Consider the following 21,455-nt stretch of genomic DNA (forward strand, 5'->3'; position numbering starts at 1 on the left):
GGCTCCTAACGGTAGGGCGGGAAGGTGGCGGACAGGTCGTCCGGATCGGCGCCGGGCCGGCGGTCGGCCACCAGCCGGCGGTACGCGTCCGGGTCGGCGACGATCCGCCAGGTGTGGAACGGGTGCCGGCCCGGCGAGAAACCGGCCTTGTACGAGAACAGCGAGTCGTTGCTGCCGCCCTTGCCCCCGCCGAGGTGGAACACGGTGTCGCCGCGGCTCTTGCACCAGCGCCGTACCTCGTCGTAGAGCAGCTCGTCGGCGTAGCGCTTGGGGGCCCGCCGGGTCGACGACACGTAGCCGGTGGCGATGCCGTCGTGGGTGAAGAACGTGTTGCCGCCGACCACCTCGTCGCCCTCCAGCGCGACGGCCAGGTGCATGCGGTCGCCGACGGCGTCGTGCAGCGCGGCCAGGTGCTCGCGGGTGAAGAAGTAGTACGACGACGCGCCGACCCGTCGCATGTTGTCGTGGTAGACGGCCACCCATTCGCCGAGCCGGTCCCAGTCGTCGAAGACGATCCGGGTGCCTTCGCGGCGGGCCCGGTTGATGTGGTTGCGGTGGTCGCTGCGGGTCTGGCTCCACATCTCGTCGAGGCTGACGGTCAGGTCCATCGAGACGGTCTCGCCGTGCCGGACCAGGGCGCCGAAGCGTCCCAGCGTGCTCAGCGGCGCATCCAGCAGCGGATGCATCCGGATGAACGCCGTGACGATGCCCTCGGCCCGCAGCGTCTCGAGCATCGCGGCGCAGGCCCGTTCCCAGAAGACGGGGTCGCCGTCGGCGATCGGTGCGGGATAGCCGTACGGCGAGATGGCGTCGCGCAGCCCGGAGCCCGGCACGTCGCGCAGGATCAGCGGCAGCAGCAGCCGGCGGCCCGGTTCGGCGTAGTGGAAGGCGGTCGGCGTCCCGCCGTAGAGCTTCGCGTCGAGCTCGACGTACGCGGGCTCGTGGTACATGTCGTGCGGGGTCTGCTGCAGGGCCTCCTTCCATTCCCGGGCGGTGGGTTCCACCAGCGAAGCCTTCATCGGGGTTGCCTCCCTGACGACCGCAGGATCCGGGCGTTGAGCGCCATGTTGGCGGCGAACTGGTCGTTGACGACCTGGTGCTGCTCCAGCCGCTGCTGCACGGCCGCGTCGTAGCGGCCCAGCTTGACGAAGCCGTCGGAGAACCACCCGTTGTCGGCGCCGGTGCCGTCCACGGAGTTGCGGTAGGTGGTGCCGCCGGGCCAGATCACCTTGGTCAGCAGCGCGCCGAAGGCCGCCATGTCGGCGTCGGTCCAGGGCCGGCCGCGGTCGCGGGCCTCGACGACGTACGCCATGACGCCGTTGGCGTGGCTGACGTCCTGCCCGGGCTGCCGGGCCGAGCCCCAGACGTCGCTCCAGAAGTACGCGGTGGGCTCGGCCGGGTTGCGCCGCAGCTGGCCGCGCAGGCTCGCGCCGCTGCCCGGCAGGTGCAGATCGATGTTGCCGACCACTTCGAGGTAGCGCCGGCGGCGCTCCGGGTCGGTGGTGACCCGGGACAGGTGCAGCCCGATCAGCGCCCAGTGCGCGGCCATGTGCGTGCGCTCGCGGTAGATCGCCTGGCTGGGGCCGCGGGCGTACCACTTGGCGAAGATGTGGGTCTCGGCGAAGGCCAGCAGCCGCTCGTAGCGCGCGCGGTACGCCGGGTCGTCGTGGACCGCCGGGCTCTCGCGCATGGCGACCAGCAGCGCGGTCCCGTACCGCCAGAAGTAGCTCTCGTAGAGCGGCACCTCGTTGCCGCCCTGCCCGGAGCTGCTGGACGCCCAGCCGCGGTAGTCGTCGCGGAACCGGCTGCCGGGCAGCGACGACGAGGGCCGGGCCGAGGCGGCCACGTTCTCCACGAACTCCAGGGCGCGGTCGAGATAGCGGTTCTCACCGGTGGCCCGGAACATCGCGACGCACGAGTCGACCGAGTAGGACAGGTCGTAGTGGTCCCAGCTGTCCGCCGATTCGCTCAGCGGCAGGCTGTTCTCGGCCATGTAGTCCCAGCTCTGCAGGAACACCGAGGCCCAGTGCGAGACCGGCTCGAGGTTGACCTTGACATCAGGTCGCGGCGCGGCCGGCGGTGCCGGCAGGGGCTCCATGATGGACGGTACGTCGGTGCGCGGTGGCGCACTCGCGGCGGTCAGCGAGGCCACGGCGAGCAGCAGTACCGCCCGGCGGCCGATCCTGGCCGGCCCGGTCATGACGACACCGGCTCTCGGGCCGGTACGGCCAGCGCGGCGCTCACCGGAGCCGCGGGGACGACCGCGGCGGCGGCGGCCATGGCGGCGAACAGCCAGGCGAGCCGGGCGTCGTAGTAGTCACCGGAGAACAGGCTGCTCAGTGCCACGAAGACGGCCGCGGCCACGGCCAGCCCGGTCAGCTGGGGGCGTTCGCCGCCGCCGCGTACCGTTCGGGTCCACAAGATGATCGCTGCGGTCAGCAGTCCCATACCGATCAGACCTCCCTCGGCGGCGACGCCGAGCACGTAGTTGTGGGGATACTCGACGCCCTGGTTGACCCCGATGAGGCCGTAGAAGCCGTCCAGTCCGGCGCCGGCGAGCGGGTGCTCGACGGCCAGGCGCCAGGCGGCGGCCCAGATGTCCGTACGGTCGGAGAGGTAGCGCTGCTGCACGGTCTGCTCGACGAACCGTTCCTGGAACAGGTTGGTGAACGCGGGCGGCGCGAACGCCCACACGGTGGCGGTGGCGAGCACCAGCACCGCGCCCGCCGCGACGACCGGACCGGTGCGCAGCCGCCCGCGGATCTTGAACAGGGCGGCGCCGCCGACGGCCACCCCGGCCAGCAGGCCGGCCCGCGATCCGGACAGCACCGCGGCCAGCAGGAACAGCGGAATGACCAGTAGCGGCAGGATGCGCCGGGTGATCAGGAACAGGGCCACCGCGCTGATCACACCGAGGATCTCGATGCGGACGAAGACGTTGGGCCCGCCACCGAACGCGGAGTAGCGGCCCTGCTCGCCGGGGCCGTTGATGAACAGCGCGGCCAGGGCGAAGACGACCGCCGCGAGGAAGAACAGCAGGAAGGTGGTGCGGAGGACCACCGCCGGATCGCCGATCGCGTAGACGTAGAAGGCCACGGTCAGCACGCCCAGCAGGACCAGGTCGAGGGTCTGCGGGCCGACCCGCGAGGCCTGCGGCGCCCACAGCCCCGAGGCGATCTGGAAGAGGAAGAACAGCATGGTCAAGACCAGCCAGCCCTCACGGCGGTGCTCGCCCAGCACGTGGGGCCGCCGGGCGACGTCGACCGCGAGCACGACCAGGGCCATGAGCAACCCGATCACCCGCAGGTCGACCCAGGCCAGGTCGAGGAAGCCGGCCCGGTCCAGGGTGAACCGCCCGCCGATGGCGACCAGGATCAGCACCAGGCCGGGGGCGAGGAAGACGCGCGGGTTCCGCCACCAGGTCATGCGACCACCCGCGCGATCCGGTCCCGGGTGACCCGGCTGGCCACGAGGGCGAAGGACAGGCAGGCGCCGTAGCCGATCAGGGAGCCGTACGCGGCGCCGAGGATGCCCAGCGACGGGATCAGCAGCAGGTACGCCGCGAAGCTGACCGCGAAGCCGGTGATCTCGGCGGCGGACACCAGCGCGCTGTACCCGCGGGCGATGAGCAGGCCCAGGCTGACCCGGGAGACCGCGTAGAGGCCGGCCGCGGCGACCAGCGGCAGCACGACGGTCCTGGCCGCGGCGTACTGCTCGCCGAAGACGGGCACGATCAGCAGGTACAGCCCACCGGCGGCGATCGGCGCCACGACCAGGCAGTAGACCACCGCGGCCAGCACGATCGGACGGGTCCGCAGCGCGCCTTCGCGGTGGCTGGCCCGCCACTTGCCCAGGCGCGAGTCCGCGTACGCGCGCAGCGGCCAGGCCAGCAGCTCGGTCATCGTCGCGACGCTGGCGTACAGGCCCAGCGCGGAGGTGGACGCCAGCACGGGCAGCGCCAGCCGGTCCGACCGCAGCATGGCCATGTTGGACAGGGCGGCCGGGAACAGTGCGAGACCCTCCTGGCGCACCGTGCGGTTACGGGTCAGCGGCGCGGCGGCCGGGGCCGGCAGGCGCAGCCACAGCACCACGTACGCGACGGTGGGCACCGCCCCGGAGAGCAGGTAGGCGAGGATCCACACGGCCGGCCGGGCGGTGCCGGCCACGAACAGCGTGACCAGCAGGGCCAGCAGGAGCAGGGATTCGATGATGCGGGCGTACAGGAAATCGCGCACCCGGCCGACGCAGATCGCGATGGCCCGGGTCGCCAGGCTCGAGGCTTCGACGACCGCGTAGCCGACGATCAGCGTGATGACGACCGGCCCGGGGTCGAAACGGTCGGGCGCCAGCACGGCGAACCCGGCCGCGGCGGACAGCGCCAGCCCGCCGGGCACGACGAACAGCCGGGCGTAGGCCCGGACCGCCACCGCGGGCGTGACGTCGTGGTAGCTGGCGACGAAGCTGCGTTCGGTGCCCAGCAGCAGCACCTGGGTCGCGAGATAGACGACCTGCAGGATGAGGGCGACCTCGCCGCGCCCGGAGGGGCTCAGTGCGCGGACCATCAGCACGTTGGCCGCGAGCGCGACCACGCCGGTCAGCAGCTGGGAAGCGACGAGTTTGACGTACGGCTCGCGCAGCTGGGTGCGCAGCCAGGCAGACGGGCCGCCGCGGCGTGGGGGAACGAGCCCCGCCTCCGGCGCGGCGCGCTCCGCCTGCAACTCACTCACCGGGCTGGGACTTCTCGTCCGAGGTCCGCTGGGCCGGCAGATGCGGCGGCTCGGGCTGGACGGCCTCGCCGGCGACCCGCTCAGCGTCCCCGGCCGGCTGCCCGACACCGGCAGGCTGGGCTGTGTCGGCCCGGGCTGTGCCGGGCTCGAAGACGACGGGCTCGGTCGCGGGCCGGACCGGCACGGGCTGGGCCACGACGACCCGGGCCTGGCCGCGGGCCGCTGCCGCCCCGGCCGCGTCGCGCGGGTGCGCGGCAGCCTCTTCGGGCGTGCCGACGGTGGCCTTGACCACGGTCCCCTTGATCACGGCCGTCTCCATCCCCGCAGCACGGGGCACCGGAGCGTCGGCCACCTGGGCCCGGCCCCGCGCGGTGCCGCCGGCCGGCCGGACGAGCACCGTCTCGTCGCCGTCCACCGGGCCGTCGAACTGGTCGTCCTCCTGATCGGGCGCGCCGAACAGCTGGGTGACCAGCTCCGGATCGGACGTGGGCGGCACCTCGGCCCCCCGGTGCCAGGCGCCGCCGGTCGGCAGCTTCTTCGGCAGGGCGTTGAGCACGGCGCCGGCCAGCCGGGCGCCGACGCGTTCGAGCAGGTCCATCGAGCGCTCGACGTCGACCGTACGGGTGCGGTTGGCCCGCACCACCAGCAACGCGCCGTCGGTCACCTTGCTCAGCACGGCCGCGTCGGCCACGCCGTGCAGCGGCGGCGCGTCCACGATCACCACGTCGAAACGTTCGGTGAGTTTGCGCACCGTCGCGCCCAGCCGCGGCGACGCCAGGATCTCGCCCGGGTCGGGCGGCTGCTCGCCGGAGGGCAGCACGGTCAGCCGCCCGTCCAGCGAGTCCTGCAACACCTCGGGCACGTCGGCGGTGCCGGACAGCACGTCGGACAGGCCCCGGCTGGTGTCCAGGGCCAGATAGCGGCCGACCCCCGGGCTGCGCAGGTTGGCGTCGACGAGCACGACCGTGGCGCCGGTCTCGGCCATGGCGATGGCCAGGCCGCACGCGACGGCGGTGGTGCCCTCCTTGGGCTGGGCCCCGGTGAGCAGCAGCGACGTGCCGCGCCCGGCGTCGCTGTGCAGGCCGGCGACATCGGGCAGCAGGCTGCGCAGCCGCCGGAACGCCTCCGCCAGCGCCTCGTCGGGGTAGCCGTTGCGCCCGGACCGGCCGCCGAGCGAGATGACACCGACCGCGCCGAGCCCCAGGCGGCGCAGGTCGTCCTCCTCGCCGACGGTCTTGCGGGTCGCCTCGCGGATCGCGACCGCGACCGCACCGATGAGCAGGCCCAGCACCGCGGAGAAACCGATGTTGCGGACCAGGTTGCCGGGGACCTCGGTGGTGACCGGGTTCTGCGCGATGGACACCGACGGGGTGGGCCCGTCGGTGGGGACGGTGCTCGGCGGGTCCAGCTGCTTGGCCAGGCTGACCAGCGACGTGGTGGCGGTGGTGACGATCTCCCGGCTGCGATCGGCGGACCCGTCGGTGGCCGAGACCACCAGCAGGTCGGTGCCGTCCTGCACCTGCGCCGACAGGCTGGCCTGCACCTGGGCCGTGCTCATCGGCAGCTTCAGCTTGGCGATCACGCTCTCGGCCACCCGCGGGCCGGTGAGCAGCACGATGTAGGAGTTGAGCCGACTCGCCTTGGCGTCCGGGTCGCCGGTGCCGGTCGTCACGAACAGCACCATCGACGAGCGGTAGGCCGGCTGGGCGGTCAGGGTCAGGCCGGCCGCGGCGCCGGCGGCCAGCAGCACCGGTACGACGATCCACAGCCATCGCCGCCGGCAGGCCCGTACGTACTCACGCAGTTCCACTCGGGGTCTCCATCGTCACGCCTGCTTGGGCGGGGCCCCGGCGACCCCGCGTCCGGCCGGCCGCCGACCGGTTCAGTACGGCCTCGAACTGCGCGAACAGCAGATCGCGGGAGAACCGCTCGACGGCGAGCCGGTGTGCGGCCGCGCGCGCCTGTTCGAGCCACAACTCGTCGCGCAGGTGCGCGGCCAGCACCACGCCCGCCTGCTCGGCGTCGTACGGGTCCAGCACCAGCCCGGCCCCGGTCTCGCGCAGCAGGTCGGCCTGCCAGCCGCCGTAGTTGACGGCGATCGGCCGGGACGCGGCCAGCGCGTCGAAGAACTTGTTGGCCGAGTTGTCCCACAGGGCGCGGACCGGCCGGACGAAGCTGCTCGACATGGTCGCCGCGCCGAGGATCACCGGCAGGTCGGCCTTGGGGACCTTCTCCCACATGTGCACGGTGTGGTCGAGCAGGCCGTACTCGGCGGCGAGGCGCTTGGTGGCGTCCCATTCCTTGCCGTGCCCGACGATGAGCACCTGCGCGTCCGGGTCCGACTCGCGCATCCGGCGGGCGGCCCGCACGAGGTACTCCACGCCGTTGACCGCGCCCAGAGCGCCGGTGTAGACGATCAGCGGCCGGTCGCCGAGCCAGCGGTGCTCGTCACGGAACCGCTGGACGGCGTCCGGGGCCACGTCGAACAGTGCCAGGTCGGCGGCGTTGGGGATGACGGTGGTGCGGGTGCCCGGCCGGCGGGCGGTGACCCCCGCGGCCATGCCCGGCGAGAGCGCGACGACCTCTTCGGCGTTGCGGTAGGCGAAGGTCGCCAGGGCGCCGGCGAGCCGGCGGGCCAGCGGATTGCGCAGCACACCCATCTCGATCGGCACCTCGGGCCACAGGTCGCGGACCTCGAAGACGAACGGCACCCGGCGCAGCCTGGCCGCGACGACACCGGGCACGGCGACGGTCAGCGGGGTGCTGGTGGCGAAGACCAGGTCGGCCTTGAGGGCGGTGGCCTTGGCCGCGGCCAGGACCATGAACTCGGCGAAGGCGCGCAGCCGCCGGGCGAAGGACATGTTGTTCGCGTACGGCACGGAGAACCAGTGCACCTGGATGCCGTCGTCGTCGGTGCGCCGCCAGCCCAGCGACCGCTTGCCCGGCGTGATGTCGGTGGTGATCACGTGCACGGTGTGGCCCTGGGCGACGAGCCGGCGGGCCTGCTCGTAGGACCGGATCCCGCCGGTCATCGTGGGATTGCAGTAGTACTGGTGGATGTAGACGATGCGCATCCCGCCGCGGTCCCTTCCCTCGGTGGTCATCGGGCCACCGCCCGCACGGCCGCGACCACGCGTTCCCGGTCGTGGTCGCTCAGCGCGGAGCCGCTCGGCAGGCACAGTCCCCGGCGGAACAGGTCGGCGCTGACCGCGCCGCCGCGCATGACGCAGTCGCGGAACACCGGCTGCAGGTGCATCGGCTTCCAGGCCGGCCGCGCCTCGATGTTCTGCCGGCCCAGGTGCTCGATGATCCGGTCCCGGTCCGCGCCGAACGTGCCGGCGTCGACCAGCAGGCAGGTGAGCCACCAGTTGGGCGTGCCGTAGTCAGCGACCGGCATGAAGGTCAGGCCGGGCAGGTCGCCCAGGGCGGTGCGGTAGTAGCGGGCGGTCCGGCGGCGGGCCGCGATCAGTTCGTCGAGGCGCTGCACCTGGCCACGGCCCACGGCGGCGAGCAGGTTGCTCAGCCGGTAGTTGTGGCCGACGGCGCGGTGCTCGTAGTGCGGCACCGGCTCGCGGGCCTGGGTGGCCAGGTACCGGGCCTGGGTGGCGATCCGGCCGTCGTCGGTGACGAGCATGCCGCCGCCCCCGGTGGTGATGATCTTGTTGCCGTTGAACGACAGCACTCCGGCCAGGCCGAACGACCCGGCGGCACGACCCCGGTACGAAGCGCCGAGCGCCTCCGCCGCGTCCTCGATGAGCGCGACGCCGTAGCGGTCACACGCCACCAGCAGGGGCTCGTAGTCGGCGCACTGGCCGTACATGTCGACGGCGATCACGGCCCGGGGGAGCTGGCCGCGGGCCGCGCGCAGGCGCAGCTCCTCGGCGACCAGCCGGGGGTCGACGTTCCAGGTGTCGGGGGTGCTGTCCAGGAAGACCGGCCGGGCATCGAGGTACATCACCGCGTTGGCGCTGGCGGCGAAGGTGAACGAGGGCACCAGCACGGTGTCGCCACGGCGCACGCCGGCCGCCATCAGGGCCAGGTGCAGCGCCGCGGTGCCGCTGCTGAGCGCGACCGCGTGGCGTACCCCGATCAGCTCGGCCACCTGCGCCTCGAACGCGTCCAGGTCCGGGCCGACCGGGGCCACCCAGTTGGAGTCGAAGGCGTCGAGCAGCAGCTTGCGCTCGACGTCGCTGACGTCGGGCGGGGACAGGTAGATCCGGGCGTCAGTCATGGACGCGGGTCCGGACGGCCCAGCTCGGCCAGGCCGGGTGCAGGCCCTGGCGCTGGATCCACATCGGAGAGTCGCCCTGGTGCATCGCGGCGCGCAGGGTGGTGGCGAAGCTGCGGTAGCCCGCCTCGCGCACGATGCGCAGCTCACGCCCGCCGAAGTCGACGGCCGGATTGCCGTACGGGGCGGCGAAGTCGCGCACCTCGACGCCGAGCGCGTCCTCGATCTCCCACTTCGAACCGGCGATCTCCCGGCGGGCGGCGTCGTCACCGGTGTCGGCCAGCCGCGGGTGGGTGACGGTGTGCGAGCCGAAGTGGTGCCCGGCCGCCGCCAGGTCCCGGCAGTCCGACCAGGTGAGGTTGCCGGGCCGGCCGACCAGCCCGGAGGTGAGGAAGAAGGTGGCCGGCACGTCCAGCTCGGCCAGGATCGGGGCGACCACGTCGCGCCAGCTCAGGTGCCCGTCGTCGAAGGACAGGCAGAACATCGGCCCGGTCAGCGGGCGGCGCCCGGCCAGGACGTCCAGTGCGTCGTCCCAGGAGACCAGCGGGCCGAGGCGGCCGAACGTGCGCAGCTGCCGGCGCAGGTCGCCGGCGTACTCGGCCGGAACGTCGTGGTAGAAGGGGAAGTAGAGCCCGGCGGTGGTCGGCAGCCGCTTGAACATCCCGGCCGGTGCCAGCACCCGGCCCTGGGCGCGGGGGCGGGCCCGCAGCCTGCTGCGCAGTCCGAGCTCGTTCAGCCGTCGCTTGACGGTGGTCGGCGATCCCATGTTTCTCCCACCTGCGCTCGTCGACTTCTCCTCGTCCCGTACACCCTGACAAATGCGCGGCGGGCAGCGTCAGTAGCAATTGTCATAACGAACGTGAGAAGCGCTCACATCAATTCGAGAAGGATCCGGACGGTCCTTGCGAAATGGCCGCGCGGCGGGGCATCCTCCGTCACAGGGCCTTTTATCGAGCCGCCCGGGGAGAGTCATGCTGCGACTGCGACGGGTGGCGCCGACGGCCGCGCTCTGGGCCGACCGGGCGACGTACGACGACCGCCTGATCTTCCACACCGAGCAGTGGCTGCGCTTCGTCGCCGAGACCCAGCGCGCCGAGCCGGTCCTGGCCACGATCACCGACGGCCCCCGCACCGTCGGGCACTTCACCGGACTGGTCACCAAGCGTTACGGCCTGCGGATTCTCGGCAGCCCGATGGCCGGCTGGACAACGTCGTACCTGGGCTTCAACCTCGACCCGGCGGTGCCACGGCGGGCCGCGCTGGAGGCCCTGATGCCGTTCGCGTTCGGCGAGCTGGGCTGCGCGCACCTGGAGATCCGCGACCGCGGCCTGGCCGAGACCGACCTCGAGGGCCTGGGCCTGCGCTGGGCCGCGGCCCCGACCGCGGTGATCGATCTGGGCCCACCCGAGGACACCCTGTTCGCCGCGATGGCCGGCGCCTGCCGGCGCAATATCCGCAAGGCGGCCAAGTCCGGAGTCGTCATCGAAGAAGCACAGCCGGACGACGAAGCATTCGCCGACGATTTCTACCATCAGCTACGCGACGTATTCGCCAAACAGAATCTGGTACCGACGTATTCGATCGAGCGGGTCCGCGCCCTGATCCGCAATCTCGCCCCGGCGGGCCACATCCTGCTGCTGCGCGCCCGCGACGCCGACGGCCGCTGCATCGCCACGGCGGTCCTGCCCTGGTACCACCGCACGATGTACTTCTGGGGCGGCGCCAGCTGGCGCGAGGACCAGCACCTGCGCCCCAACGAGGCACTGATCTGGCACGCCCTGCGCTGGGCCAAGGAGCGCGGCGTCACCGAGTTCGACTTCGTGGGCGGCAACTCGTACAAGGCCAAGTACGGCACGACCGAGGTGGCGGTGCCGTGGGCCCGCCGGTCGCGGTCGCCGCTGGTGGCCGGCCTGCGCGACGCGGCCAAGGAAGGCTTCGCCCTCAAACAGCGCGCCGTGGCCCGCCTGACCCGGGTCAGCCCCTGAGCCCCTTCCATCGGCCCGCCGGCCATCCACAGGGGTTCGCACCCACCGGCGGCTGCCGCGGGCCGTACCGTTTCGGCCGGAGACCTGCGACGATGTGGCGGTGAGCCGCGCCCGCAAGATCTCGCTCAGCCTCCTCCTGCTGGTGATCGCCGTGGCCCTGGCGGTCTGGTCGTTGTTCCTCAGTGGCCGCGGCCTCGACGACGCCGACAAGATGTCCAGCGTGGCCGGTCTCATCGTGTCCTTCCCGCTGGGTGTCGCCAGTCTGGTCTTCGCGATCCTGGCCTGGCGCGACGGCCGCCAACCCCGCTCCACGGCGCCCGGGAAGGCTGGCTCGCACTTCACCGTGACGGCCGGCCGGGACGCTTACACCGCCGAGCAGATGACCATCAAGCAGGGCGACGGTCCCGCCGCGTGAGGCTGTGGCGACGGGCGAAGGTTCAGGCCGCGCGCGACGCCTACGTAGCCGACACCCAGTATTTCCAGAACGCGCCGCCGAAGCCGTACTTCCTGGCGCCGGCCCTGCTGGAACCGACCGGCGACCTGTCCACGCTGTCGCCGAGCCAGCTGCTGTCCGTCGGCAACCGGGCGGTTCCCTTCGCCTTCCGCGAGCACGAGTTGCGCGAGCTGGTGCAGTGGCGCGACGACGGCCCGGCCGTCTCGGCGCACCTCGTGTACGCCCCCGGCGGCCAGGGCAAGACTCGTCTCGCCGACAAGTTCTTCACCGACAGTGCGGCGCTGGGCTGGCAGGCCCGCGCCGCTCGCCATGTCACCGAGATGCCGTATCCGTCGGAGCCGGACGCCGGGGTCGCGGACACCATCGACGGACCGGCGCTGATCGTCGTCGACTACGCCGACCGGTGGCCGCTGGACGACCTGCTGCGCCTCGCCGCCGAGCTCGGCCGCGCCCGGACCGGGCCGGTCCGGATGCTGCTGCTCGCCCGCACGCCGGACTGGTGGATCCCCATGCGGCACCGGCTGCGGAAGCTCGGCTGGGAGGTGCGCCAGCGGCGGCTGGAGCGGCTGACCCAGCCCAGCGACGACCGGCTCGAAGCCTTCGATCAGGCCCGCGCGGTTCGCCGCGATCCTGGGCGTCGCGGAAACCCGTGCGGCAGAGCCCTGGACGCAGCTGCACGGTCAGCAGTTCGATCTCGTCCTGTCGATCCACATGTCGGCCCTGGCCTCGGTTCTGGCCGGCGCCGAGGGCGAGGTGCCGCTGGCCGATCCGGCGCGGGTGTCGGCGTACCTGTTGGATCGCGAGCGGTCCTACTGGGAGAGCATGCGCGCGGCCGGGCGGATCAACGCGCAACTGACCACCATGTCGCGGGCCGTGGTGGGCGCTGTCCTGGCCGGGCCGTTGTCCTACCCGGGCGGCGTGAGCCTGCTCGAATGTGCCCGGATCTGCTCGGCGGCCGAACCGGCGGAGCTGGTCCTCGACGATCACAAGGTCTGCTACCCCGCGGCCGATCCGGCCCACGTGCTCCAGCCGCTGTATCCCGACCGGCTGGCCGAGGACTTCCTGGCCCTGCAGATACCCGGCGCGCGATCGCGGGAGCTGGGCGACGGTGACCCGGCGATCGAGCGGATCCTGGAGAACCTGCTGCGTCCCGGTACGGATCTCCCGGCGGAAACCGTCGAACGCATCATCGTCGTCCTGGTCGAGACGGCCCGCCGCTGGGAGCACGTGGCGGACCGCCACTTCCACCCGATCGTCGCCGCCCGCCCGGACCTGGGCTTCACCGTGTTCCCCTGATCCGGCAGCCGCCAGCTAGATTCCCCCCGGTGCCGTGTCGATCCGCCGGCCGCCCGTTCGACATGGGGGTGTGCGGGCCGGCGAGCGGCCCGGCCGGACGAGGGGAACGCGATGCAGAAGTACATGCTGATCATGCGGGGTACCGACGAGACCAACGCCGCCATGATGGCCCGGATCGACGAGATGATGGCCTCGACCCGGCAGTTCATCGAGGAGATGGTGCAGGCCGGCGTCTACGTCGCGGCCGAGGGGCTGGACGATCCCGGGCAGGGTGCCGTGGTGCACTTCGGTGCCGGCGCCCCGGTGGTCACCGACGGGCCGTACGGCGAGACCAGGGAACTGTTCGGGGGTTACTTCACGGTCGAGGTCGCCTCGCGGCAGGAGGCTGTCGAGTGGGCCAAGCGGGTCCCGGCTGTCCCCGGCTCCAAGATCGAGGTGCGGCGGGTGCCCGGTGAGGACGAGGTTCCGCAGGAGAGCGGGAAGTTCGTCAAGGAGCGCGAGAGCACCGGCCGGATCTGATGGGTGCGGCCGACGTCGAGGCCGTCTGGCGCAGCGAGTCGGCGCGGATCGTCGCCACACTGACCCGGTTCACCGGCGATCTCGGGCTGGCCGAGGACGCGGCCCAGGAAGCGGTGGCCGAGGCGCTGGTGGCGTGGCCGCGGGCCGCGCCGGCCAATCCGGCCGGCTGGCTGATGGCCACGGCCCGGCGGCGGGCCATCGACGCGATCCGCCGCCGGACCGCCCTGCGGGACCGGTACGCCCTGCTGGCGGGCGATGCGGCGGCCGGTCCGGCAGTCGATGACGAGATCGACCCGGACCGGATCGACGACGACGTCCTGGCGCTGATGTTCGTCAGCTGCCACCCGGTGCTCTCGCCCGAGTCCCGGGTGGCGCTGACCCTGCGCGTGGTCGGCGGCCTGTCGACCGAGGAGATCGCCCGCGCGTTCCTGGTGTCCGTACCGACCGTGCAGGCGCGGATCACCCGGGGCAAGAAGACGATCGCGGCGGCCGGGGTGCCGTTCGAGCTGCCGGCCGCCGGTGAACGCCGGAAACGGCTGGGCGGCGTGCTCAGCGTCCTCTACGTGATCTTCACCGAGGGGTCGACGGCCACCTCGGGCGACCAGCTGGTGCGCCCGGATCTGGCGTACGAGGCGATCCGGCTGACCCGCACGCTGGCCGCACTGGTGCCGGACGAGCCGGAGGTGCACGGCCTGCTCGCGTTGTGCGAGCTGACGGCCGCGCGCTTCCCGGCCCGGACCGGCCCGGACGGCTCGCCGGTCCTGCTGGAGGACCAGGACCGGCGGCTGTGGGACTCCGCGGCGATCGGCCGGGGGATGGCCGCGCTGACCCGGGCCTCGGCGCGCGGCTTGGGCCCGTACGGTCTGCAGGCCGCGATCGCGGCCACCCACGCCTCGGCGCCTTCGGTCGGCCGGACCGACTGGGACCGGATCGTGGTGCTCTACGAGGCGCTCGGCCGGGTCGCGCCCTCGCCGATGGTCGAGCTCAACCGGGCTGTCGCCGTGGCCATGGCCTCGGGCCCGGCGCCGGCCCTGGTCATCGTGGACGAGCTGATCGCCCGGGACCGGCTCCCCGGTTCGCACCTGGTGCCGACCGTGCGCGGGGAGCTGCTGACCCGCCTCGGCCGGCGCTCGGAGGCCCGCGCCGAGCTGGAGCTGGCCGCCCGGCTGTGCGCCAACCAGCGGGAACGCTCGGTGCTGCTGCGTAAGGCCGCCGCGCTGGACTGATCGTGCTGAAGAGGGGGCGTGATCGGTTCCTCACGCCGTGCGGTTGGGCGTGCCGCTTACTGTGGCCGGCGTGAGAGCGCGGAGCACGGCGGAGGGATGCCCGTGGTCGACGGCTTCCTGATCCTGCTCATGGTCGCCTTCGCCGTCGGCGGATACCGGCAGGGCTTCGTCGTCGGTGCGCTCTCCTTCGGTGGTTTCTTCAGCGGTCTGCTGATCGGGCTGCAGATCGGCCCGCTGATCGCCGGCCAGTTCGCCGACGGCGCCGTACGGCTGGTCGTCGCGCTGGTCACGATCCTCGCGCTCGCCGTGCTCGGGCAGACCCTCGCGGGCTGGCTCGGCACCCGCCTTCGCGGGACGATCCTGAGCCCGTCGGCGCAACGCCTGGACGACGGTGGCGGGGCTGCCGTCTCCCTGGTCGCGGTGCTCGTCGTCGCGGGGCTGCTCGCCGTACCCCTGGCCTCGACCCCCTTTCCCGGGCTCAACAAGCAGGTCCGCAGCAGCGCGGTGCTGCAGGGGGTCGACCGCCTGCTGCCGCCGCAGGCGCAGGCGCTCTCCGCCGGGCTGCGCGAGTCGCTGCGCACCGACGGCTTCCCGGACGTCTTCGCCGGCCTGGCCGGCACCGGCGCCGCCCAGGTGCCGGCGCCGGATCCGCGGCTGGCCGAGGCCCGGGTGGTCACCGACGCGCGCCGGTCGGTGATCAAGGTCCGGGGCACGAGCTGCACGCAGCAGATCGAGGGCTCGGGATTCGTGTACGCGCCCGAGCGCGTCATGACCAACGCGCACGTGGTGGCCGGCACCAGCGCCGTCCGGGTGGAGACGCGCGACGGCCCCCGCGACGGCACGGTGGTGGTGTTCGACCCGGAACGCGATCTGGCGGTGATCTACGTGCCGGGCCTGCGCGCGCCGGTGCTGCCGTTCGTCCGCGAGCCGGCCGCCCCGGGCGCCGACGCGATCGTGCTCGGCTATCCGCTCAACGGGCCCTACAACGCCCAGGCCGCCCGGGTCCGGGAGTCCGGCGACATCACCGGCCCGGCCATCGACGACTCGGCCGACGTGACCCGCGAGATCTACACGATCCGTGCCCTGGTGCGCCGCGGCAACTCCGGCGGCCCGCTGGTGGCCCCGAACGGCGACGTTCTCGGCGTGATCTTCGCGGTGGCCCGCGAGGACCGCAACGTCGGCTTCGCGCTGACCGCGGCGGAGGCGTCCGGTCCGGCGAAGCTCGGCGCGGACCGCACCCGCGGCGTCGAGACCGGCGCCTGCGGCTGAGCGCCGGTCAGCCCGTCGGCCAGCGGTGGAGCACGCCGTCGCGTACCCCGCCGAGCTGGCCGGCGCCGCGGTGGTGGCAGGTGGGCACGAAGCCGGGCACGCTGCCGGTGCGGTGCCCGGTCACCGGATCCCAGATCTCCAGGCCGCCGGCTGCGGTGGCGTACAGGCGGCTGCGGTCGGCGAAGAGCGCGCCGGCCGGTCCGGCGATCGTGCCGACCTCGGTGCCGGTGGCGGCGTGGAAGATCCGGATCCCGTCCAGCAGGGCGATGTCGTCGGAGCCGATGCCACTGACCGCGACCCGGTCGTCGCCGACGAAGCACATCGGCGCGTCCCAGCGGTAGGCCCGCTCGCAGAGCGGGAGCCACGACGGTCCGTCCTCCGACTCCCAGACGTTGCCGTTCAGCCAGCGCTCGAGGCTCCAGACCGCGGGGACCCCGACCGGCGCCCACACCCAGCCGTCGTCGGCGAGCCACCGGCTGTCGGGGGAGACGTGCAGACGGCCGTGGAAGTAGTCCAGGTAGTGCGGGGGACGCTCGCCCTCGGCGACCTCGTCCGGCGTACGGGCGGTCAGCAGCTGCCCGGATGCGGCGTCGTGCACGTCCAGGTGGTTCCAGTCGGTGCGGTGCACCACGACGGTGCGGCTCGCGTGCTCGGCGAAAACCAGCGAGAACGGTACGAGGTTCGTTCGGTAGGTGCCGCTGTCCAGCAGCAGCGTCGTAGCGCCCGAGCGCCCCAGATCCACGACCCGCCCGTGACGCCCGTAGTCGTTGACGACCGCGGCGAACCGTCCGCCTGCCGACGTGTGCAGCCGCGGCGTCAGGGGCAGACCGGAGTACGACTCGTAGTCCGGCTCGGCGATCAGCACGCCGGTCGCCACCACGGTGTGGCGGTCGTCCTCCGGCTCCAATTCGACGATCTCGCCGGCCTCGGTCAGCACCAGCCACGAGCCTCCCGCGCCGGCGGCCAGGTCGAGCACCGATCCGACGCCGGCCGGCAGGCGCCAGGACAGCACCGTACGGTCCACCGCCTCCGGACGTTCCTCGATCCCCGGTTGCCCGCGCCAGCCGGTGAAACTGCCGTCCTCGGCCTCCTCGTTCAGGCGCCCGACGCACCCCTCGCAGACCTCCACCAGGGTGATCGGCGATCCGGCCGCGTCGCACTGCTCGCAGGCGAGGTCGTATTCCAGCAGCCGCCCGGTCAGCAGCCGCACGTGGCTGACGTCGTGCCGGGCCGGATCCATCAGGTGTGGGCAGACCCGGGACGGCGACTCGTGGGCGACATGCCTGCACGCCAACGTCCTCACCGCGCCAACGTAGCGCCGGCTGTCCCGGTCACGCACCACGATATCCGCGACGTGATGTCGCGCCTGGACCTTCGGGCCCGGGGCGACCGCACCCCACCACCTCTGCGCCTAGCAGAACTCCGTCCACAGGTACTTTTTGGAGGTGGGGAACCTCCAGCCACCGCGCGTACCGGAGGCGACGGTGAAGCACCGGAAGCCGAGCTGCGGGCCGACGCTGATGACTCGGAAGCTGCGGTCGGTGGAGCAGTAGTTGTCGATCCACACGGTCTGCGTCACCCAACCCTTGGTCGGCGTGACGACCGCGCATCCACCGAGCTTCACCGGTGCCGCTACGGCAGCGCCCGCCGTTCCAACAACGAGCCCGGCTGCGGCCGTGACACTGACGGCGATTCGGCCCAACAAGCGAGATGCGTTCAAGGCCTGCTCCTGAGGGTTGGGGGCTGAACTGCTGACCGCAAGCCAAGCACTCTTCCCCGCAAATGTCCCGATAGTTCACCCAGGTGAGTGCACAGCCGGATGGCTCGGCGCAGTGGCATCATCGGCCGATGACAAGCTTGCACATCCGGGTGGCCGCTCCGGGGGAACACCTCGACGAGGCGGCCACGATCTGGACCGAGGCCACGGCGGCGCGCGACGGCGACGCCGAGATCGCGCCGCTGAGCTTCGCCCGTCCGATCATCCAGCGGGTGCTCGAGAGCTCGCTCCGGTCTCTGCTGCTCGTCGCGGTCGATGACACCGGTCGGGTCGTCGGCTTCGCCGCGGTCGAACCGATGGCCGCGCACGAGACGACGGCCGACATCCGCTACCTGGCCGTGCAGCCCGGCCACTGGGGTGGCGGCGTCGCCCGGCAGCTGATGGCGGCCCTGCCCGGCCTGCTCGCCGCAGCCGGCTTCACCCACGGCGAGCTGGACGTCTACCTCGACAATCCGCGGGCGGTCAAGCTCTACGAGGGCCACGGCTGGCGCCCGTACGGCGACGCCTCACCCCACCCGCGCAGCGGCCGCCTGGAACAGCGGTACCGCCTCGATCTGTGACCCGCTCACTGCTCGCTGCCGGGGCGGCGGCCGGGTGGTTGTTGCGGGGTGGGCAGGGCCGCCACCCGTTCGTGCAGGGCCACGGTGTGCGGCCGGTCGTTGGTCACCTCGATGCCGGTGCCGGCATGCACGAGCGCCAGCGGTCGCGGGTCCTCGTCGTGCAGCGCGTACGTGGCCTGCGCCGCGGTCACGGTGACGCGCAGCTTGCGGCTCCGCCAGCGGACGGCGAAGCTGAGCCGCTCGATGCCCGCCGGCAGCGCCGGGTCGAACGCCAGCACGCCGCCGTGCCTTCTGGGCCGGGGTGAACGCGTCGCCGCACCAGTGCATGGCCAGCACCAGGTCGGCCTGCTTGACCACCTGACGGCGGTAGAGCTCGAAGTACGGCGCGCTCAGCAGCAGCGGGTACTGCGCCGGATCGTCGGTGAAGGCCCATTCCGGGTGGCCGGTGAAGCCCGCCGACTGCGCGTGCACGTCCAGTTCGGTGTCGTACGGCAGGTGGACCGCGTCGGCCGCCGTACGCCAGGACGACGCCTCCTGGTCGGTGACGCCGAACCGGATCGCGAGGTCGGGGTGCCGGACGACGGCGTCGGCCGCGCCGCGCAGGTTCCGGGCCGCCATCAGGTTGGTGAAGATGTCGTCGTCGGACAGGGCGCTGTACTCGTCCGGCCCCGTGACGCCGGGCAGGTGCCAGCCGCCGCGCCGGTCGGAGTGGCCGAGGAGTCCCACAGCCGGGCCGTCTCGACCAGCAGTTCGACGCCGCACTCGCGGTCCAGCGTGTCGTCACCGGTGACCATCCGGTAGCGCAGGACCGCGTCGGCGATGTCGGCGTTGACGTGGAAGCCGGCCGTACCCGCTTCCACGCCGCGACCTGCACCTGGTCATGAGCCCGCAGCCCGGCACCGAGCCGGCCCGGTTCCGCGTCGTGCTCGACGGGCAGCCGCCGGCCGGGGCCGCGGGCCTCGACGTGGACGCCGAGGGCCGGGGGACTCTGACCGAACCCCGGCTGTATCAGCTCGTCCGCAGTCCCGGCCCGGTCGTGGACCACCTATTCGAGATCACCTTCCTCGACCCCGGCGCGATGGCCCACGCGTTCACGTTCGGCTGACGGACTGCTAGCCGCCCGGGTAGCCCAGGCTGCTGTCCGTGGCCCATCCGACACCGCCGGGCGGCTGCTTCCAGCTACGCGCGCGACGCCCGCCGAGGGCTGCCGCCAGGTGCGGCCACCGCTTGCGGGCCGCCTGACGGCTGATGCCCACCGCCTCGCCCAGCTCGGGATATCCCGCCCCGTACAGAGTGGCGTCCGCGGCACTCTTGGCGATCAACCCGGCCAGGAGCTCCCGCATGTGTTCGCCCGCCGTCATGCGCGCGAGCTGTGAGCGTCGTCGTGCGGCCGGGTCGGGCGTCGCCGAGGCGTCCGCCTGGCCATCGTCATCCGGAGTGGCCTCGTCCAGCTGCCGCGCCCAGCGCTGGACGAGCTGATTCAGTTCTGCCCGCATCTGGTCCTGTCGGGCGGGGCTCATGGTGTGCATGCCTGTCCTCCCTCGATGCCCCAGCGTGGGCTCGACAACCAAGGTTGTCAAGGCGGTCGGCCCGGATGCGTGGCCAGCGCACGCCGTGGTGTTTTCTGACCGGCGCCGTCCACCATGGGAAAGCGTCCGGCGGACAGCCTGTCCGATTCTGTGCCGCCGCCGAGAGCGGTCGTGGCCATTTCTCCGCCCTATGGGCCACACTGGCCGCGTGTCGAATGCGGAAGGGAAGTCGCCGGCCGAAGCGGCGTCGGCCTGGATGCAGGTCGTGTTCGGCGGAATGGGAGTGACGATCGCCCTCGTCGCGCTGGTGATCGCCTATTTCGCCTGGGTCCAGCCGCATTCCCCGGTCGGCGAGAGCAAGGCCGGGCCGGCGCCCCCGGCCCCGGCCGCGAGGACCGCCACGACGACCGGCCCACCCGCCGCAGTCGACCCCGCCGTCACCGCCGCCCCGGTGCCGCTGGTGCGGCTCACGCCCACGGTCGGCGCGGACAACGTCCGGCCGGCCGGTGATGACCTGGTGATCCACTGTGCCACCGGGCAGACCAGCGACCGCCGGCGGGTGGTCGAGTACGACCTGCTCGGCCGGTACACGGCGCTGCGGGCGGAACTGCGGGTGTCGAAGGCCCGCGATGATGACACGCCGCTGCAGCTGAAGGTCTTCGCCGATGACGCGGTCGCCGCCAACCAGGTCGTCACCAAGGGGAAAAGCGCGCCGATGCGTATCCCGCTGGACGGGAAACAGAAAATGCGGGTGCAGCTGACCTGTCAGTTCCCGGACGGCGAGATCCGGCTCGGCAATCCCGGACTCGATCATTCCTGACCGGATGTCACCCGTTCGGGGATTAGCGCTTACCGCCCGCTGCCCGTAACGTTCGGGCCTCCCAGGAATGCTATTCACCAGGAGCGGCTTTGGCGGCGAATCCGCAGGCCCCGATTCCCGCGCGACCGGGCTCACCGGCCGGTCCCGCGCCGCACGGCGGGCCGCCCCACGGGAACGCCCGGCCGCGGAGCACCCAGTCGCCGCCCGGTGCGACCTACGGCCCACCGCCCTCCGGGACACCCACCCAGGCCATGCCCACCCAGGCCATGCCGTCCGGGCAGCCCACCCAGGCCATGCCGGTTGCCCCGCCCGCTCAGACCATGCCGTCCGCTGCGAGCGGGAGCGGCCCACCGGTCGCGACGGCCCCGCGCAGTCGTGGCGGTCTACTGGTGGTCACGCTGGTCGTCGCGGTCCTGGCCCTGGTGGTCGGCCTGGCCGGGATCGTCATCGCGGCGATCGCGCTGGGCCGCAGCGACAAGGCCACCACGCTGGCGACCAGCGCCAACGGGCGCCCGCTGCCACCGGCGGACGCCGAGACGCCGGCTGCTCCCGAGCCGGCGAGCCCGACGACGGAGCCGTCGGACACGGCCACCGAGACCCTGGAACCGGGAGTGACCGCCTCACCGGGCGACATCAGCCCGACGGCCGAGTTCGCGATCGCCTATCAGGACCAGCACCTGCGCGTGCAGACCGAGAAATGCCTCTCCGGTTGGGGTGCCGCGGTCGACTTCGACGAGCCCCGCGTGATCGGCGGCACCGAGGGCGACATGGTGTACGAGCAGTGCAACCCCGGCGCCGTCCAGACCGGGCTACCCCTGGCGGAGGTCTCGGGTCAGAGCGCCACTCCCGCCGACTGCCTCGAGAACATCAGAACCACTCCCGCGCAGTCACCGGTGGCTCCAGCGGAGGGGCTGACCTTCTGCTTCTTGACCTCACGCAACGACGCAGCCGCGCGGGGCACCACGCAGAAGCTCGTCTTCGTGACCGTCGACTCCATCACCGAGAAGAATGATCACGGCATCCTCAACATCACGCTGAGAGCGTGGAACGTGCCGGAGTGAGGTG

General features: G+C 72.6%; 22 protein-coding genes and 1 pseudogene. 10 read left to right on the forward strand and 13 right to left on the reverse strand.

The genetic code is table 11. The annotated features are described in order from the left end of the window. Nucleotides 1–5: 5 nt before the first annotated feature. Genes Aau02nite_RS00485 through Aau02nite_RS00520 form a run of 8 tightly spaced genes read right to left on the reverse strand, consistent with a single transcriptional unit; the run spans nucleotide 6 to nucleotide 9,721 of the window. The gene (locus Aau02nite_RS00485; protein ID WP_212986260.1) at nucleotides 6–1,019 is read right to left on the reverse strand and encodes a GNAT family N-acetyltransferase; all 1,014 of its coding nucleotides are present in this window, start codon (nucleotides 1,017–1,019) and stop codon (nucleotides 6–8) included. Further along, entirely contained in the window at nucleotides 1,016–2,200 is a 1,185-nt protein-coding gene (locus Aau02nite_RS00490; RefSeq protein ID WP_212986261.1) for a hypothetical protein, read from the reverse strand. The genes Aau02nite_RS00485 and Aau02nite_RS00490 overlap by 4 nt, the downstream gene beginning before the upstream one ends. Next, nucleotides 2,197–3,426: an O-antigen ligase family protein gene (locus tag Aau02nite_RS00495; RefSeq protein ID WP_212986262.1), complete on the reverse strand. Its 1,230-nt coding sequence runs from the start codon at nucleotides 3,424–3,426 to the stop codon at nucleotides 2,197–2,199. The genes Aau02nite_RS00490 and Aau02nite_RS00495 overlap by 4 nt, the downstream gene beginning before the upstream one ends. After that, nucleotides 3,423–4,727, reverse strand: coding sequence for a lipopolysaccharide biosynthesis protein (locus Aau02nite_RS00500; protein ID WP_246594793.1), 1,305 nt, complete (start codon nucleotides 4,725–4,727; stop codon nucleotides 3,423–3,425). The genes Aau02nite_RS00495 and Aau02nite_RS00500 overlap by 4 nt, the downstream gene beginning before the upstream one ends. Continuing rightward, the gene (locus Aau02nite_RS00505) at nucleotides 4,720–6,537 is read right to left on the reverse strand and encodes a tyrosine-protein kinase domain-containing protein (protein ID WP_212986263.1); all 1,818 of its coding nucleotides are present in this window, start codon (nucleotides 6,535–6,537) and stop codon (nucleotides 4,720–4,722) included. Before Aau02nite_RS00505 ends, Aau02nite_RS00500 begins: the two co-directional genes overlap by 8 nt. Next, nucleotides 6,524–7,831, reverse strand: a complete 1,308-nt coding sequence (locus tag Aau02nite_RS00510) for a glycosyltransferase family 4 protein (RefSeq protein WP_246594794.1) — start codon at nucleotides 7,829–7,831, stop codon at nucleotides 6,524–6,526. The genes Aau02nite_RS00505 and Aau02nite_RS00510 overlap by 14 nt, the downstream gene beginning before the upstream one ends. Beyond that, nucleotides 7,828–8,958: an aminotransferase class I/II-fold pyridoxal phosphate-dependent enzyme gene (locus tag Aau02nite_RS00515; protein ID WP_212986264.1), complete on the reverse strand. Its 1,131-nt coding sequence runs from the start codon at nucleotides 8,956–8,958 to the stop codon at nucleotides 7,828–7,830. Before Aau02nite_RS00515 ends, Aau02nite_RS00510 begins: the two co-directional genes overlap by 4 nt. Then, complete coding sequence (locus tag Aau02nite_RS00520; RefSeq protein WP_212986265.1) at nucleotides 8,951–9,721, reverse strand: polysaccharide deacetylase family protein; 771 nt, start codon at nucleotides 9,719–9,721, stop codon at nucleotides 8,951–8,953. The genes Aau02nite_RS00515 and Aau02nite_RS00520 overlap by 8 nt, the downstream gene beginning before the upstream one ends. 205 nt (nucleotides 9,722–9,926) lie before the next feature. On the opposite strand from Aau02nite_RS00520, the gene Aau02nite_RS00525 reads away from it, so the two are divergent. From Aau02nite_RS00525 to Aau02nite_RS00550, 6 genes are all read left to right on the forward strand, one after another. Continuing rightward, nucleotides 9,927–10,940 carry a lipid II:glycine glycyltransferase FemX gene (locus tag Aau02nite_RS00525; RefSeq protein ID WP_212986266.1) on the forward strand — a complete coding sequence of 338 codons (1,014 nt, stop codon included), beginning with the start codon at nucleotides 9,927–9,929 and terminating at the stop codon, nucleotides 10,938–10,940. Nucleotides 10,941–11,040: 100 nt separating this feature from the next. Next, the gene (locus Aau02nite_RS00530; protein ID WP_212986267.1) at nucleotides 11,041–11,355 is read left to right on the forward strand and encodes a hypothetical protein; all 315 of its coding nucleotides are present in this window, start codon (nucleotides 11,041–11,043) and stop codon (nucleotides 11,353–11,355) included. A gap of 750 nt (nucleotides 11,356–12,105) precedes the next feature. Beyond that, entirely contained in the window at nucleotides 12,106–12,690 is a 585-nt protein-coding gene (locus Aau02nite_RS00535) for a hypothetical protein (protein WP_212986268.1), read from the forward strand. Between the two features lie 111 nt (nucleotides 12,691–12,801). Then, the gene (locus Aau02nite_RS00540; protein ID WP_212986269.1) at nucleotides 12,802–13,209 is read left to right on the forward strand and encodes a YciI family protein; all 408 of its coding nucleotides are present in this window, start codon (nucleotides 12,802–12,804) and stop codon (nucleotides 13,207–13,209) included. Beyond that, nucleotides 13,209–14,435, forward strand: a complete 1,227-nt coding sequence (locus Aau02nite_RS00545) for an RNA polymerase sigma factor (RefSeq protein WP_212986270.1) — start codon at nucleotides 13,209–13,211, stop codon at nucleotides 14,433–14,435. Before Aau02nite_RS00540 ends, Aau02nite_RS00545 begins: the two co-directional genes overlap by 1 nt. A 96-nt stretch (nucleotides 14,436–14,531) precedes the next feature. Beyond that, entirely contained in the window at nucleotides 14,532–15,704 is a 1,173-nt protein-coding gene (locus Aau02nite_RS00550) for a MarP family serine protease (RefSeq protein WP_212986271.1), read from the forward strand. 7 nt (nucleotides 15,705–15,711) lie between these two features. Here Aau02nite_RS00550 and Aau02nite_RS00555 read toward each other — a convergent pair whose 3' ends face one another. Together Aau02nite_RS00555 and Aau02nite_RS00560 are read right to left on the reverse strand one after the other, a co-directional pair. Next, nucleotides 15,712–17,007: a hypothetical protein gene (locus tag Aau02nite_RS00555; RefSeq protein ID WP_212986272.1), complete on the reverse strand. Its 1,296-nt coding sequence runs from the start codon at nucleotides 17,005–17,007 to the stop codon at nucleotides 15,712–15,714. Between the two features lie 108 nt (nucleotides 17,008–17,115). After that, nucleotides 17,116–17,283 (reverse strand): hypothetical protein, encoded by a 168-nt coding sequence (locus Aau02nite_RS00560; protein ID WP_212986273.1) that lies wholly within the window; start codon nucleotides 17,281–17,283, stop codon nucleotides 17,116–17,118. A 269-nt stretch (nucleotides 17,284–17,552) separates the two neighbouring features. On the opposite strand from Aau02nite_RS00560, the gene Aau02nite_RS00565 reads away from it, so the two are divergent. Beyond that, nucleotides 17,553–18,041 carry a GNAT family N-acetyltransferase gene (locus tag Aau02nite_RS00565; RefSeq protein ID WP_212986274.1) on the forward strand — a complete coding sequence of 163 codons (489 nt, stop codon included), beginning with the start codon at nucleotides 17,553–17,555 and terminating at the stop codon, nucleotides 18,039–18,041. A 5-nt stretch (nucleotides 18,042–18,046) separates the two neighbouring features. On the opposite strand, the gene Aau02nite_RS48010 is transcribed toward Aau02nite_RS00565, so the two are convergent. Further along, nucleotides 18,047–18,319, reverse strand: a complete 273-nt coding sequence (locus Aau02nite_RS48010; protein WP_438841082.1) for a glycosyl hydrolase family 65 domain-containing protein — start codon at nucleotides 18,317–18,319, stop codon at nucleotides 18,047–18,049. Nucleotides 18,320–18,383: 64 nt separating this feature from the next. Further along, nucleotides 18,384–18,901, reverse strand: a pseudogene (locus Aau02nite_RS00570) (family 65 glycosyl hydrolase); the annotation flags it as partial. Between the two features lie 14 nt (nucleotides 18,902–18,915). Here Aau02nite_RS00570 and Aau02nite_RS00575 point away from each other — a divergent pair. Further along, a complete protein-coding gene (locus tag Aau02nite_RS00575; RefSeq protein ID WP_281420945.1) occupies nucleotides 18,916–19,146 on the forward strand; it encodes a hypothetical protein in 231 nt (76 codons plus the stop codon). A 7-nt stretch (nucleotides 19,147–19,153) separates the two neighbouring features. On the opposite strand, the gene Aau02nite_RS00580 is transcribed toward Aau02nite_RS00575, so the two are convergent. Continuing rightward, complete coding sequence (locus Aau02nite_RS00580) at nucleotides 19,154–19,570, reverse strand: hypothetical protein (RefSeq protein WP_212986276.1); 417 nt, start codon at nucleotides 19,568–19,570, stop codon at nucleotides 19,154–19,156. 208 nt (nucleotides 19,571–19,778) lie between these two features. Between Aau02nite_RS00580 and Aau02nite_RS00585 the strand changes: the two genes are divergently transcribed. Both Aau02nite_RS00585 and Aau02nite_RS00590 read left to right on the forward strand, forming a co-directional pair. Then, on the forward strand, nucleotides 19,779–20,390 hold the full coding sequence (locus Aau02nite_RS00585) for a hypothetical protein (RefSeq protein ID WP_212986277.1): 612 nt from the start codon (nucleotides 19,779–19,781) through the stop codon (nucleotides 20,388–20,390). A 389-nt stretch (nucleotides 20,391–20,779) separates the two neighbouring features. Further along, nucleotides 20,780–21,451, forward strand: a complete 672-nt coding sequence (locus tag Aau02nite_RS00590) for a hypothetical protein (protein ID WP_212986278.1) — start codon at nucleotides 20,780–20,782, stop codon at nucleotides 21,449–21,451. Nucleotides 21,452–21,455: the final 4 nt, after the last annotated feature.

This window comes from Actinoplanes auranticolor (genome assembly GCF_018332655.1).
GTDB classification, from domain to species: Bacteria; Actinomycetota; Actinomycetes; order Mycobacteriales; family Micromonosporaceae; genus Actinoplanes; species Actinoplanes auranticolor.

Bases quoted from the DNA above. Each gene is read 5' to 3' on its own strand.
- Aau02nite_RS00490 (WP_212986261.1), bottom strand. From the start codon at position 2,200: ATGACCGGGCCGGCCAGGATCGGCCGCCGGGCGGTACTGCTGCTCGCC.
- Aau02nite_RS00520 (WP_212986265.1), bottom strand. From the start codon at position 9,721: ATGGGATCGCCGACCACCGTCAAGCGACGGCTGAACGAGCTCGGACTG.
- Aau02nite_RS00580 (WP_212986276.1), bottom strand. From the start codon at position 19,570: ATGCACACCATGAGCCCCGCCCGACAGGACCAGATGCGGGCAGAACTG.
- Aau02nite_RS00565 (WP_212986274.1), top strand. From the start codon at position 17,553: ATGACAAGCTTGCACATCCGGGTGGCCGCTCCGGGGGAACACCTCGAC.
- Aau02nite_RS00540 (WP_212986269.1), top strand. From the start codon at position 12,802: ATGCAGAAGTACATGCTGATCATGCGGGGTACCGACGAGACCAACGCC.
- Aau02nite_RS00515 (WP_212986264.1), bottom strand. From the start codon at position 8,958: ATGACTGACGCCCGGATCTACCTGTCCCCGCCCGACGTCAGCGACGTC.
- Aau02nite_RS00535 (WP_212986268.1), top strand. From the start codon at position 12,106: ATGTCGGCCCTGGCCTCGGTTCTGGCCGGCGCCGAGGGCGAGGTGCCG.
- Aau02nite_RS00510 (WP_246594794.1), bottom strand. From the start codon at position 7,831: ATGACCACCGAGGGAAGGGACCGCGGCGGGATGCGCATCGTCTACATC.
- Aau02nite_RS00525 (WP_212986266.1), top strand. From the start codon at position 9,927: ATGCTGCGACTGCGACGGGTGGCGCCGACGGCCGCGCTCTGGGCCGAC.
- Aau02nite_RS00550 (WP_212986271.1), top strand. From the start codon at position 14,532: ATGCCCGTGGTCGACGGCTTCCTGATCCTGCTCATGGTCGCCTTCGCC.
- Aau02nite_RS00495 (WP_212986262.1), bottom strand. From the start codon at position 3,426: ATGACCTGGTGGCGGAACCCGCGCGTCTTCCTCGCCCCCGGCCTGGTG.
- Aau02nite_RS00545 (WP_212986270.1), top strand. From the start codon at position 13,209: ATGGGTGCGGCCGACGTCGAGGCCGTCTGGCGCAGCGAGTCGGCGCGG.
- Aau02nite_RS00485 (WP_212986260.1), bottom strand. From the start codon at position 1,019: ATGAAGGCTTCGCTGGTGGAACCCACCGCCCGGGAATGGAAGGAGGCC.